This window comes from Microbacterium sp. NPDC058269, from assembly GCF_042881445.1.
Classification (GTDB): Bacteria; Actinomycetota; Actinomycetes; order Actinomycetales; family Microbacteriaceae; genus Microbacterium.
This window is the reverse complement of sequence record NZ_JBHVXT010000002.1, coordinates 312,494-325,079: the sequence shown is the minus strand read 5'-3', so window position 1 is coordinate 325,079 and position 12,586 is coordinate 312,494. Positions and strand designations below refer to the sequence as shown.

At 69.6% G+C, this 12,586-nt stretch carries 10 protein-coding genes; 3 read left to right on the top strand and 7 right to left on the bottom strand.

Going from position 1 to position 12,586, the window contains the following annotated elements; genetic code table 11:
• Positions 1 to 16 precede the first annotated feature (16 nt).
• The 3 genes from ACFVWL_RS09760 (at position 17) to ACFVWL_RS09750 (ending at position 2,786) form a co-directional block, all read left to right on the top strand.
• Positions 17 to 1,459, top strand: a complete 1,443-nt coding sequence (locus tag ACFVWL_RS09760; RefSeq protein WP_387181728.1) for an MFS transporter — start codon at positions 17 to 19, stop codon at positions 1,457 to 1,459.
• A gap of 68 nt (positions 1,460 to 1,527) precedes the next feature.
• Entirely contained in the window at positions 1,528 to 1,872 is a 345-nt protein-coding gene (locus ACFVWL_RS09755; protein WP_387181725.1) for a GNAT family N-acetyltransferase, read from the top strand.
• Entirely contained in the window at positions 1,869 to 2,786 is a 918-nt protein-coding gene (locus tag ACFVWL_RS09750) for a pirin family protein (RefSeq protein ID WP_387181723.1), read from the top strand. The genes ACFVWL_RS09755 and ACFVWL_RS09750 overlap by 4 nt, the downstream gene beginning before the upstream one ends.
• A gap of 1 nt (position 2,787) precedes the next feature.
• Here the strand turns inward: ACFVWL_RS09750 and ACFVWL_RS09745 are convergent, their stop codons facing one another.
• The 7 genes from ACFVWL_RS09745 to ACFVWL_RS09715 all read right to left on the bottom strand — a co-directional run bounded on the left by ACFVWL_RS09745 (position 2,788) and on the right by ACFVWL_RS09715 (position 12,509).
• Complete coding sequence (locus ACFVWL_RS09745; protein WP_387181720.1) at positions 2,788 to 4,245, bottom strand: cation acetate symporter; 1,458 nt, start codon at positions 4,243 to 4,245, stop codon at positions 2,788 to 2,790.
• Positions 4,242 to 4,616 (bottom strand): heavy metal transporter, encoded by a 375-nt coding sequence (locus ACFVWL_RS09740; RefSeq protein ID WP_387181717.1) that lies wholly within the window; start codon positions 4,614 to 4,616, stop codon positions 4,242 to 4,244. Before ACFVWL_RS09740 ends, ACFVWL_RS09745 begins: the two co-directional genes overlap by 4 nt.
• Positions 4,613 to 5,353 carry a LytR/AlgR family response regulator transcription factor gene (locus tag ACFVWL_RS09735; protein ID WP_387181714.1) on the bottom strand — a complete coding sequence of 247 codons (741 nt, stop codon included), beginning with the start codon at positions 5,351 to 5,353 and terminating at the stop codon, positions 4,613 to 4,615. Before ACFVWL_RS09735 ends, ACFVWL_RS09740 begins: the two co-directional genes overlap by 4 nt.
• Positions 5,354 to 5,358: 5 nt before the next feature.
• Positions 5,359 to 6,540 carry a sensor histidine kinase gene (locus tag ACFVWL_RS09730; RefSeq protein ID WP_387181711.1) on the bottom strand — a complete coding sequence of 394 codons (1,182 nt, stop codon included), beginning with the start codon at positions 6,538 to 6,540 and terminating at the stop codon, positions 5,359 to 5,361.
• A gap of 29 nt (positions 6,541 to 6,569) precedes the next feature.
• Positions 6,570 to 6,815, bottom strand: coding sequence for a YbdD/YjiX family protein (locus tag ACFVWL_RS09725; protein WP_301113181.1), 246 nt, complete (start codon positions 6,813 to 6,815; stop codon positions 6,570 to 6,572).
• 1 nt (position 6,816) lies between these two features.
• The gene (locus tag ACFVWL_RS09720) at positions 6,817 to 9,102 is read right to left on the bottom strand and encodes a carbon starvation CstA family protein (protein ID WP_387181708.1); all 2,286 of its coding nucleotides are present in this window, start codon (positions 9,100 to 9,102) and stop codon (positions 6,817 to 6,819) included.
• Positions 9,103 to 9,287: 185 nt separating this feature from the next.
• Positions 9,288 to 12,509 (bottom strand): S8 family serine peptidase, encoded by a 3,222-nt coding sequence (locus tag ACFVWL_RS09715; protein WP_387181706.1) that lies wholly within the window; start codon positions 12,507 to 12,509, stop codon positions 9,288 to 9,290.
• Positions 12,510 to 12,586 lie beyond the last annotated feature (77 nt).

Genomic DNA, 12,586 nt, shown 5'->3' with positions numbered 1-12,586 from the left:
CAAGAATTGAGATGACATGGCAGACGCGACCGAAGCCCCGTACCGCTGGCGCTGGGCGATCCTCGGGGTGATGCTCGCGGCCGAGATCATGGACATGCTCGACGCGACGATCGTCAATGTCGCCGGTCCCTCGCTCGAGTCGTCGCTCGGCACGAACGCCCTGGGACTGCAATGGGTGATCGGCGGCTACGCGCTCGCGTTGGGAGCAGGACTGATCCTGGGCGGCCGCCTCGGTGATCGCTACGGACGACGGCGGATGTTCCTGCTCGGGCTCACGGCCTTCACCATCGCGTCGCTGCTGTGCTCGCTCGCCCCGACCGCCGAGCTGCTGATCGTGTTCCGCCTGCTCCAGGGAGCGGCCGGCGCGCTGCTGCTCCCTCAGGGGCTCGGTCTGCTGCGCGAGAACCTCTCCGGCGCCGAGCTCGCCGTCGCCTTCGGCATCTTCGGACCGGCGCTGGGCCTGGGCGGCATCCTGGGTCCGATCATCGGCGGCGGGCTGATCGAGGCCGACATCCTCGGACTCGGATGGCGCTCGGTCTTCCTCGTGAACATCCCGATCGGCATCGCCGCGCTGATCATCGCGTGGCGCATCCTGCCCCGGCGAAGCGGTGACCGCGCTGTGCGTATCGACATGCTCGGAGCTGCCGTGATCGTCGCGTCGTCCGGCATCCTCGTGCTCGGGCTCACCTTCGGACCCGAGCTGGACTGGCCGGTGTGGGCCTGGGCATGCGTGGCGGCGGGTCTGGCCGGGTTCGTCCTGTTCGGCTGGCAGCAGCGGCAGCTCCTCGCGCGCGGTGGCGTCCCTCTCGTCACGGCGACCATGTTCAGCCGCCGCGCCTACACGTTCGGGCTGGTGGGCATCGCCCTATTCTTCAGCAGCCTGACCGGCACGCAGCTCGTGCTGACGCTGTTCCTGCAGGTGGGCAACGGCTTCAGCGCGGGCGAGGCCGGCCTGAGCAACCTGCCGCTCGCACTCGGTTCTGCGGTCGGTGGCGCGATCAGCGGCGCGTGGCTCGCCGAGAAGATCGGTCGGTCCGTGCTGCAGCTCGGAGCCGTGACTCAGCTGCTGGGCGCGGGTCTGCTGTGGTTCGAGCTGCAGCAGCCGGGCGACTTCAGCATCTGGACCATCGCCCCCGGCATCGCCCTCTTCGGCGTCGGTGGTGGCGCGATCATCGCCGCGCTGTTCAGCACGATCCTCGCAGCAGTGAAGGACGACGAGATCGGTTCGGCCTCCGGCGTGCTCACGGCAGTGCAGGCCATCGCGAGTGCGGTGGGGGTGGCGATCTTCGCCTCGGTGTTCTTCGATGCCGCCGCATCCGGCACTCCGGCTCAGGCCTATCAGCAGACCCTCGTCGTGCCCGCGATCATGCTGATCGCCTTCCTCGCACTGACCTTCCTCTTTCCCAAGAAGAGCCGGGAAGATGCGCACGGGGTGGCGGTGAAGGAGACGGTGGGCTGACCGGGCACCCGGCCCCTCCCCTCACCCGCGGGCGTAGGTTGGAGGCATCCCGTTCGAAGGAGCATCCGATGACCGACATCACCGTGACCCGCAACGACGAAGAGTCGCGCTACGAGATCCGCTCCGACGACGTGCTCGCGGGCTTCGCGGCGTACGACCTGCGCCCCGGATCCATCCGCTTCATCCACACCGAGATCGACCCGGCGTTTCAGGGCCAGGGGCTGGCGGGCACGCTCGCATCGGCGGCGCTGGCGGATGCGGCGGGACGCGGTGACGCGATCGTTCCCCTGTGCCCGTACATCGCGAAGTACCTCGAGACGCATGAGGTGCCCGGTGCCGAGATCCGCTGGCCGAAGGCCCCTTCCGGACCTGCGGGATCCGCCGGCGAGGACCCGACGGGCCGAGCCGAATGATCGGGCAGCACCGCCTCATCCTCGAACCGCGCGAGGTTCCGCTCGGCGGAGTGCGCGGCATGAACGTGCTGCGTGCCCTGCCGCACCGCAACCTGCCGACGATCGGCGCCTGGTGCTTCCTCGACCGGTTCGGTCCTGCCGACACGAAGATGCGGGTCGAACCGCATCCGCACATCGGGCTGCAGACGGTGACCTGGCCGCTCGTCGGCGAGATCCGTCACCGCGACTCGATAGGCAGCGATGCCGACCTGCGCCGTGGACAGCTGAACCTGATGACGGCCGGCAACGGCATCTCGCACTCGGAGTACTCGATCGGCGAGGGTCCGGTGCCTCTCGACGCCCTGCAGTTCTGGGTCGTGCTCCCGGATTCCGCCCGCCACGGTACTCCCGGATTCGAACGGCACACCGAGCTGCCTTCCGTCGCGCTCCCCGCGGACAGCGGGGCCGATGCCGAGGCCACGGTCGTGCTCGGCGAGTACGCGGGCGTGCGCTCGCCCGCCACGGTGCACACCCCGATCGTCGGTGCGGAGATCGTGCTCGCCCCGGGTTCCCGCGTGCGCCTGCCGCTGCGTTCGGACTGGGAGCACGCGCTGATGCTGGTCGAGGGCGATGCCGTGGTGGCCGCGCATCCACTCGACCGGAACGGCCTGCTCTATCTGGGCGACTCCCGCGACGCCGTCGAGGTGTCGAGCGACGAGGGCGCCCTGCTGTTCCTGCTGGGCGGTGAGCCGTTCGAGGACGACATCGTGATGTGGTGGAACTTCGCCGGCCGCACGCACGACGAGATCGTCGAGGCGCGCGAGGAGTGGGAAGCGGCATCCGACCGCTTCGGTACCGTGGCCGGGCACGACGTGCGCATCCCCGCCCCGCCGCTTCCGCCCGTGAGGCTCATGCCCCGCAGCCGGAAGCTCTGACTCAGCTGCGCTCGGGAGTGTGCACCCGGGCGAGGAAGCGGTCGGTGCGCGGCGACGGACCCCGCGAGTCGAGGAGCGAGACGATCACGGTCACCGCGGTGGCGAGAGGGATGGTCCAGGCGGCCGGCTGCGCGAGGTAGGGCGCGGCCACTCCGATTCCCCCGACCGCCGCGTGCACGAGCAGTGCGAGACCCGCGGCCAGCCCGCCGGACAGCATCCCGGCCACCGCCCCTCGAGCAGTGAGCCCGCGCCACCACACGCCGAGCAGCACCACCGGCGACAGCGTCGACGCCGCCACCACGAACACCACGCCGACGCTCGATCCGAGCCCCGCCGGCGCCGTGAGCAGCGCGACCACGAGTGGCACCAGGGCGCAGAGCACGGCCGACAGGCGGAACGAACGCACCGACCCCGAGAACACGTCCTGGCTGATCACCCCCGCGAGCGACACGACGAGTCCGGCCGAGGTCGCCAGGAACGCGGCGAACGCCCCGGCGACGATCAGCGCGGTCAGCAGCTCGCCGAACGCTCCAGGGAACACCCGCGACGGCAGCAGCAGCACCACCGTGTCGGCGACACCGGGAACCGCGAGGTCGGGAGCGGCGATGCGCGCGAGCAACCCCATCGTGCTCGACACCGCATAGAACGCGCTCACCATGCCGATCACGATCACCGTCGTGCGACGGGCCGATACCCCGGTCGGGCTCGTGTAGAACCGCACCAGCACGTGCGGCAGACCCATCGTGCCCAGCAGCAGCGCGAGCAGGAGGGAGGCCGTCTCGTACACGTCGAAGCCGGAGGGACCAGCCTCAGCGGGGAACACGAGCGCCGGATCGAAGTCGTGCGGTCCCCCACTGAGGGCAAAGGCGATGAACACCACCGGCACCAGCAGGGCCGTGAGCTTGAGCCAGTACTGGAACGCCTGCACGTAGGTGATCGCCCGCATCCCGCCCGCCGCGACCGCCGCCGCCACGAGCACCGCAACGGTCACCGCGCCCACCCATTCGGGAAGGCCGGCCACGACGAGCAGGGTGAGCCCGGCGCCGTGCAGCTGCGGCACGATGTACAGCCAGCCGATCACCAGCACCGCGATGCTCGTGACGCGCCGAGCCGACGTCGACTCCAGCCGCGCCTCGATGAAGTCGGGGATCGTGTACGCGCCGCTGCGCCGGAGCGGGGCGGCGACGAAGGCGAGCACCAGGAGGTAGCCCGCGGCATAGCCGATCGGGAACCAGAACCCGCGGGCGCCGTCGAGCAGCACGAGGCCCGACAGCCCGAGGAAGGTGCCGGCGGACAGATACTCGCCGCTGATCGCCGACGCGTTCCACACCGGTCGCACCGTGCGCGAGGCGACGAAGAAATCTCCCGTCGTGCGCGAGATGCGCAGTCCGTAGACGCCGATCAGCAGCGTCGCGACGATGACCAGCGCGACCCCGATGAGGTCGAGCACCGCGTTCATTCGCGGTCTCGCAGCGCCCGGTACCGGCGCTCGTTGCGGGCGGCCGTGCGCACGTGGAGCACGGCGAAGACGACGATGATCGGGTAGAACGCGTACGCCTGCAGCAGCCACGACAGCGGCAGTCCCCACACCAGGACCCGTCCGATCTCGGGGATGAGCGCGATCGCCAGGGTGAGTGCGACGACCACGACCACGAACCCGGCGACCGTCCCCAGCGCGAGGCGGAGTTGGCTGCGCATCAGGGCCCGCGCGTACACGGCATCCGCCTCATCCACGGGGGCACCCGGCAGCGCGATGCCGCGGGTGAGGGTCGCCGGCCGCCGGTCGGGGAGGTCGGCGGTGACGCGGACCCGCTTCGGCTTCTCGGTCATCCCGCCCCCTCGCCGCGCACCAGCGCCTCGCGCACGGCCGGTACCATCCTCCGACTCACCGGAAGCGAGAGCCCACCGATCGAAACGGCGGCATCCGCGCCGGAGAGCCGAGCCTCGGTCACGGCGGAGATGCGCACGAGCGACGAGCGGTGGATGCGCAGGAAGCCGGCATCCGTCCACCGCGTCTCGAGCTCGGAGATGGGGATGCGTACCAGATGCCCCGCGCCGTCCACGGTGTGCAGCCGGGAGTAGTCGCCCTGCGCCTGCACCCAGGTCACGTCGCTGCGCCGCACGAACCGCACCGCGGAGCCGACGGTGACCGGCAGCACCTCGTCGTCGCCGGATGCCGCGGTGTCGCCGCCGGCCTCGACCACACGGTCGACCGCCTGACGCAGCCGCGCGGCCCGCACCGGCTTGAGCAGGTAGTCGGCGGCTCGCAGCTCGAACGCCTCCACCGCCTTGGCATCGTCGGCCGTGACGAACACGACCGCCGGCGGCACGGCGAGAGTCAGCAGCGCCCGCGCGAGGTCGGTGCCGCTGAGCCCCGGCATGTGGATGTCGAGGAACGCGATCCGCACCGCGCGCTCCGACAGCAGCCGCAGCGCGTCCGCACCGGACGATGCCGTGAGGATCTCGCCGATTCGGGCATCGGTGCGCAGCAGGTGGACCAGCTCGTCCAGGGCGGGCTTCTCGTCATCCGCGACGAGCACATCGATCGGGGGTGCGCTGTTCGTCATGATCGTCAGTCGTTGTCCGGGTCGTGCTGCGGCTGGGATTTCGGGACCCGCATGCGCACCAGGGTACCGGCGCCGGTGTTCGTCTCGACCACCAGGCCTCCGTCCGCACCGTAGAGCTGGCGGAGCCGGGTGTCGACGTTGCGGAGCCCCACGTGCACGCCGTCGTCGCCCGCCGTGAGGGTCGCCCGCAGTGCCTCGGGGTCCATGCCGACACCGTCGTCCTCGACCGTGATCTCGGTGTGGGTGCCGTCGTCGCGCGAGGCGATGCGGATCTCCCCTCCCCCCTCGCCTGGCTCGAGACCGTGACGGACGGCGTTCTCCACCAGCGGCTGCACCGAGAGGAACGGGATGACCGTCGCGAGCGTCTCCGGAGCGATCTGCAGCGTGACCCGCAGGCGGTCGCCGAAGCGCGCACGTTCGAGCTCGAGGTACGAGTGGATGCTGCCCAGCTCCTCGGCGATCGTGGTGAACTCCCCCTGGCGGCGGAAGGAGTAGCGGGTGAAGTCGGCGAACTCGAGCACCAGCTCTCTGGCGCGCGTGGGGTCGGTGAGCACGAAGGACGCGATCGCCGTGAGGGCGTTGTAGATGAAGTGCGGGGAGATCTGCGCCCGCAGCGACCGCAACTCCGCCTCGGCCAGCTGCGTCCTGGACGCATCGAGTCCCCCGAGCTCGACCTGGGCCGCGCACCAGTCGGCCACTTCTTCCGCCGCACGCACGAGGGCGGCTCTGACAGGTGCGGCGAAGGCCACGACGACACCCGCCACGCGGCCGTCCACGAGGATCGGAGCCCCGACCGCCTCCAGGTCGTCATCCCTCCCCGGCGCCGGGAACACCTGCCGCCGACCCGAAGCACCGACCTGGGTGGCGATGCGGCGGGCGGCGGACTCCAGCCCGTCGGACGGACCGTCGAACGACACGGTGCCCTCGGCACTCACGATCGCGACCGCCGCACTGCCGAGCAGCACCCGCAGATGCCGTGCGGCCTTCACGACATCGGGGGCGGAGAGACCTGCCCGCAGATGCGGTGCGGCCAGGCTCGCCTGATGCAGGCCGGTGAGGGCGGCCTGTTCGGCATCGCTCCCCAGATCGGCGGCCCCGCGCGCGAGTCGACGTGCGAGCAGGAGGAGCACCGAGAGCACGATGCCGCCGAGCACGCCGAGGATCGCTGCGAGAACGACGTCGGTCATGGGATCAGCCTACGGAGCCGCACGACGCGTCAGCAGCAGCGGGCACCGGGGTTGCGGTCCTGGTCGTCCATCCGCTCCCGCCAGAACTGCCGCTCAGTCATCGGCTCCTCGTCCGGGTGCACGCGGCGCTGATGGGCGACATAGGTCGCGTAGGCGCTGTCGCCCATCAGGTTCGTCATGTACCAGCGGATGCCGCGGCCCACCCGTCCCACGGCGCCCCGCAGAGCGCGCAGGAGGGTGGTCGCGGCATCCGTCCGACTCATGGTGTCGGCCATCTCAGTGGGTCGAGGCCTTGCGCTCATCGGCGAGGATCGGCTCCCACTGCTTCTCGAGCTCGCGTTCCTCGGCGCTCGGCAGGAAGCCCGCGGGGGCGAAGCGGCGCGAGGCCACGGGGGCGTCCTCGGTGTTCTCACCCCCGCCGTTGCGGATCGCCTTGATCGTGACGATCACGGCCATGACCATCACGATGATGGCGAGGGTCACGAAGATGATCGACAGTGTGCCCTGCACGGCCGTGTTGCGGATGACCGCGTCGAGAACCGCCGGCTCACCGAGCGCGGTATCACCGGAGTCGCGGGCCGCCACGTACTTGAAGTGGTTCGCCCAGTAGCCGATGGCGGGGACCGGGGAGAGGATCTTGTAGAGCGACGCCGTGATGGTCACGACCGCGGTGAACGCGAGCGGCAGCGCGATGATCCACAGCCACTTGAAATAGCTGCGGCCGCGCTTGGCGACGATGGCCAGCACCACGGCGAGCGCGATCGCGGCGAGCAGCTGGTTGGCGATGCCGAACAGCGGGAAGAAGGTGTTGATGCCGCCGAGCGGGTCGGTGACACCGAGGATGAGGATCGCACCCCAGCCGGCCACCATGATCGCCGTGCAGATCCAGACGCCGGGGCGCCACGAGACGTCGCGGAACTTGGGGAACCAGGCGCCGATCGAGTCCTGCAGCATGAAGCGGGCGACGCGTGTACCGGCGTCCACTGCGGTGAGGATGAACAGCGCCTCGAACATGATCGCGAAGTGGTACCAGAACGCCATGAGCGCCTGACCGCCGAGGGCCTGCTGCATGATGTGCGCGAGTCCGAGCGCGAGTGTCGGGGCGCCACCGGTGCGGGACACGATCGACTCCTCACCGACCGCGGCCGCCGTGCCGGTGAGCATCTCTGGCGTGAGGTTCACCCCCGTCAGGCCCAGCGAGTTCACGAAGGCGACGGCCCCTTCGACCGTGCCGCCCGTCGCCGAGGCCGGTGCGTTCATCGCGAAGTAGATGCCCTGGTCGATCGAGATCGCGGCGACGAGGGCCATGATCGCGACGAACGACTCCATGAGCATGCCGCCGTAGCCGATGAAGCGCGTCTGGCGCTCCTTCTCGATGAGCTTCGGTGTGGTGCCCGAGGCGATCAGCGCATGGAACCCGGAGAGCGCTCCGCACGCGATGGTGACGAAGAGGAAGGGGAAGAGGGGACCTGCGAACACCGGCCCCATGCCGTTCTCGCCGAAGATGCTGACGGCGGGGACGGTGATCTCGGGGCGCACCAGGACGATGGCTCCGGCGAGCATGACGATCACGCCGATCTTCATAAAGGTCGACAGGTAGTCACGCGGGGCAAGCAGCAGCCAGACCGGGAGCACGGCGGCGATGAAGCCGTAGATGATGATGCCCCAGGCGATCGTGGTGCGGTCGAGGTGGAAGATCGCCTGACCCCACTCGGTGCCGGCGACCCAGCCGCCCCCGATGATGGCGGCCATCAGCAGCACGAAGCCGATGATCGAGACCTCGGTGACCTTGCCGGGACGCAGGTAGCGCAGGTAGACGCCCATGAAGAGCGCGATCGGGATGGTCATCGCGACCGAGAAGACGCCCCACGGGCTCTCGCCGAGTGCGTTGACGACGACGAGGGCGAGGATCGCGACGATGATCAGCATGATCAGCAGCGAGGCGATAATCGCGGCGGTGCCACCGATCTTGCCGAGCTCCTGCCGGGCCATCTGGCCGATCGTGCGTCCGCCGCGGCGCATCGAGAAGAAGAGGACGGTGTAGTCCTGCACGGCTCCGGCGAGCACGACGCCCACGATGATCCAGATCGTTCCGGGCAGGTAGCCCATCTGCGCGGCGAGCACGGGTCCGACGAGTGGTCCGGCACCGGCGATGGCGGCGAAGTGGTGGCCGTAGAGCACGCGCCGGTCAGTGGGGACGTAGTCCTTGCCGTCCTGGCGGACCTCGGCGGGAGTGGCCCTGCGGTCATCGGGGCGGGTGATGTACTTCTCGATCACCTTGGAGTAGAACCGGTAGCCGATCAGGTACGTGCAGACCGCCGCGAACACGAACCAGATCGCGTTGACGGTCTCGCCGCGGACGATCGCGAGCATGGTCCAGGCGACGGCGCCCAGCAGGGCGATCGCGGCCCACAGGATGATCTTCGGCAGGGTCCAGCGGTTCGCCTTCTCGTGGTGCTCCTCGGTGAGGGCGACGGAGGGGAGTTTCGGATCGGTGACGATCACGGGCTCGTCGTCGACGAGTCCGGCGCCGTCGCGGCGGCGCGACGAAGGTGCGGTCATGGGGGTCTCCTCGGGATACGCGACGTTGCGTTCCCCCACGTTAGGAAGGTGATGCCGTCGGAGGGGCCGAGGAAAGCGGGTGCTGCGACGAGCGGCGCCGATCACGCGATGAACGGAAGCACACCGACAGCACAGCACCCCGCGGTCGAAGGACCGCGGGGTGCTGTGCTGTCGTGCTTACGGGGCTACGGCCGCTTCTCCCCTCGGGGCGCCGGGGTCTCCGGTGCCGGTGTCTGAGGCGCGGGCGTGGCCGGCGCGCTCGACTCGGGTGCCGGAGTCTGGGGTGCCGGAGTCTCGGGTGCCGGGGTCTCCGGTGCCGGGGTCTCCGGTGCCGGAGTCTCGGGCGCCGGAGTCTCCGGAGCCTTCGCCTTCGGCACGTCGACGGTCAGCACGGTGCGGACATCGGAGTCGCCGTACTGCACGAGCCCGAGGTAACGCGTACCGGCGGTCAGGCCGGTCCAGCTGAGGTCGTACGACGTCTGCGTGCCGCGCACCACAGCGAGCGGGTTCGGCGTGGCGGTGAGCTCCCCCTCGCCGTCAGGCAGCACGTTGGCGTAGGACATGTCCCACGTCATCGGACCCGTCGTCGAGTAGATGTTCGCCACCACGAGGTACGTACCCGCCGTCGGCGAGGGGATCGTGACCTGCTCGTCCGCCGAGCCGGTCGCCGAGCGCCAGCGCTGGTAGTACTGCAGGTCGTCCGGGCTCACCACCCGGTACACGGTGAGGTCGAGGTCGCTGCCCTTGTCGTCGGACGAGTCGAGATCGAACCGCGAGAGCGTCGTCCCCTCCGGCACGTTCACGATCCACGACACGTCCTTGTTCGCATCGCCCGACTTCTCGTCGCCCGAGTGGCCCTCGACGGGGTTGTCCGCGTCGGCGAGCAGCTCGAACGCGGTCAGACCCGAGAGTCCGAGCGCGAGGTCTCCGGTGAGACCGGGCGTGATGTCGACCGAGGTGCTGCCGTCGACACCGGTGCCCGTGACCTCGGCCGGCGCGTCGGCCGTGACCGGGAACAGTGCGATCGGCGAGCGCACCGTGTTCTTCGCGCTCGTCCAGGTCAGCGAACCAGTGGCCCACTGCTCCACCGGAGCGTTGGCGTTGTCGAACGTCACCGTGAAGGTCTTCGTCTGGCCGGGGCGGTCGAACTTGAGCTGCTGCGGTGTGACCTTGACGTTCACGCCCGGAACGGAGGCCTTGGCGGTGAAGGTGCCCTTCTCGGTCGAGGTGACCGTGCGGGTGACCGTCTGCGCGCTGGTCAGCGAGCCGATCGAGATCGACGCCTGGTTCAGATCGCTGCCGTCGATGGGGTCGATGCCGGGGAAGTCCGACAGGCCCTTCCCGTCGAGGAACGCCGCCCAGTCCTTCACGCCGTTGAGGTACAGCAGACCCGGGTTCAGGTACCGCTTCGGGTCGACCTGACCCGCGCCCTGCTCGAACGGGTTCGTGTTCTTCGATCCGTCGGGCAGCACGGTGTCGTAGGCGGTGGTCATCATCGCCGACTTGATCTCGGCAGGTGTCGCCTTGGGGCGCTCGCCGAGGTAGAGAGCCGCGAGGCCCGCGACATGCGGCGACGCCATGGACGTGCCGGAGAGGATGCCGAAGGTCGGCTTCTCACCCGGGGCGTTCTCGGTCGCCGCGAGGATCGCGACACCGGGAGCCGCGACATCCGGCTTCATCACGTCACTGCCGTCCGCCAGCATCGGCCCGCGGCTGGAGAAGCCCGCGATCTGCGGCGTCGGGGTGGTCACGCCCGTGGTGTTCTCACCGACGAGGGTGATCGGACGATCCACTCCACCCTGCACGTATGCGAGCACGGCGGCGCGGTGCACGGCGTTCAGGTGCACGGTCGGCACCGCGTGGAAGTCGTTGTCGAGCGAGTCGGCGCCACCGGGCACGTTCACGAGGACCATACCCATGCCGCCGGCATCCTTGACGACCTGCGACTTCTCGGCGCGGGCGTTGCCGCCGCGGTCGCAGACCACGATGTGTCCGGCGACCTTGGCCGGGTCGAGGGTGCCCGGCGTGCAGAGCTGCGGATCGACGGCTCCTGCGGCGGCGGCGTCGACGGCGGCGATGGACGGGCCGGTGATCGTCTGTCCGAACGGCACGCTCACCGAGGCTCCGGCCTGCGCGAACCCGTCGAACTGCACGGTGCCCTCCCAGGTCGGGATGGTGGATGCGGCGACGGTCGTGTACCAGGGCGACGCGTGGTCGGCAGTGACCGGGTCGGGCCCGTCGTTGCCGGCGCTGGTCGCGACGAAGACGCCGGCTGCGGCGGCGTTGAAGAATGCGAGGTCCTCCGGAGCCATCACGGTGCTGGCGGCTCCGCCACCGATGGAGTAGTTGATCACGTCGACGCCGTCGGCGACGGCCTGGTCGATCGCGGCGATCAGGTCGCTCTGTGCGCAGATGTCGTCGGTGGTGACCGTCGTGTCAGGACCCACGTAGCAGGCCTTGTAGGCCGAGATCTTGGCCGCGGGCGCGACTCCCGAGATCGTGCCGAAGTCGACGTTCTCGATGCTGGCCTTGACCTTGAAGTTGCCCGCAGCGGTGCTCGCGGTGTGCGAGCCGTGGCCATCGCCGTCACGCGGCGAGAGGTAGTCGTACTGGAAGTCGAACCCGGCTGCCTCGGCTCCGGCGGAGAAGTACTGTCCACCGATGAGCTTCGTGGAGTAGTCGCTCGCATCCCAGTCCTGGCCTTCGACCATCGCGGCCTGGAATCGACTGCCGTCCGACTTGTCGAAGTAGACGTACGTGCCGTCGGTGTAGGGCTGGCCGCTCTTCTGCTTCTTCTGCTTCTTGAGCTTCTTGCCCTCGAACGAGGGGTGCTCGGGCGCGATCCCGGTGTCGATGACCCCCACCACGACGCCCTCGCCGGCCTTGTCGACCCCTCCGGTCTGCTGCCAGACACCACCGCGTCCCTTGCGGTCATCGCCGAGTCCGAGGTAGTCGGTCGAGGTCTGCGCATCGGGGTGACGGATCTCATCCGGGTACACGCCGAGGACGTCTTTCGACGCCCGAAGCGCGTCGACCTGCTCGCCGCTGAGGTCAGCGCTGAACCCGTTCAGCGCGACCTGATAGGTCGTGTCCGGGGTGACGCCGAGATCACTGACGAGGTCGGTCTGCTCGGTCTGGAGGTGCTCCACATACCGCTGCGAGTCCTGCGACTGCGCCTCGAGCTGCTCGCCCTCTGCGGGTTTCGTCGCCTTCAGCCCCTTGACATCGCCTTCGTAGGTGGCGAGCGGATCCGCCTTCATGACCACGATGTAGTGACCTGGGGTGCCTGCGACGGGGACGGGGGTTGTCACCTCCTCCGTCGCCGCGTAGCCGGTGGTTGCCGTCGATGCGATGAACAGCGTGGCCAGGGTGGTGGCCGCTGCCATCCGGAGGGGTGTTCGACCCATGTGGTGCTCCCGATGATCAGGGTGCAACGCATTGCTGCACCGCGGCCAACATAGCCCCGCCCTCGGCGCTCGACGCG

Bases quoted from the DNA above. Each gene is read 5' to 3' on its own strand.
- ACFVWL_RS09730 (WP_387181711.1), bottom strand. From the start codon at position 6,540: ATGACCGACGTCGTTCTCGCAGCGATCCTCGGCGTGCTCGGCGGCATC.
- ACFVWL_RS09760 (WP_387181728.1), top strand. From the start codon at position 17: ATGGCAGACGCGACCGAAGCCCCGTACCGCTGGCGCTGGGCGATCCTC.
- ACFVWL_RS09715 (WP_387181706.1), bottom strand. From the start codon at position 12,509: ATGGGTCGAACACCCCTCCGGATGGCAGCGGCCACCACCCTGGCCACG.
- ACFVWL_RS09750 (WP_387181723.1), top strand. From the start codon at position 1,869: ATGATCGGGCAGCACCGCCTCATCCTCGAACCGCGCGAGGTTCCGCTC.
- ACFVWL_RS09745 (WP_387181720.1), bottom strand. From the start codon at position 4,245: ATGAACGCGGTGCTCGACCTCATCGGGGTCGCGCTGGTCATCGTCGCG.
- ACFVWL_RS09755 (WP_387181725.1), top strand. From the start codon at position 1,528: ATGACCGACATCACCGTGACCCGCAACGACGAAGAGTCGCGCTACGAG.
- ACFVWL_RS09740 (WP_387181717.1), bottom strand. From the start codon at position 4,616: ATGACCGAGAAGCCGAAGCGGGTCCGCGTCACCGCCGACCTCCCCGAC.
- ACFVWL_RS09725 (WP_301113181.1), bottom strand. From the start codon at position 6,815: ATGGCCGACACCATGAGTCGGACGGATGCCGCGACCACCCTCCTGCGC.
- ACFVWL_RS09720 (WP_387181708.1), bottom strand. From the start codon at position 9,102: ATGACCGCACCTTCGTCGCGCCGCCGCGACGGCGCCGGACTCGTCGAC.
- ACFVWL_RS09735 (WP_387181714.1), bottom strand. From the start codon at position 5,353: ATGACGAACAGCGCACCCCCGATCGATGTGCTCGTCGCGGATGACGAG.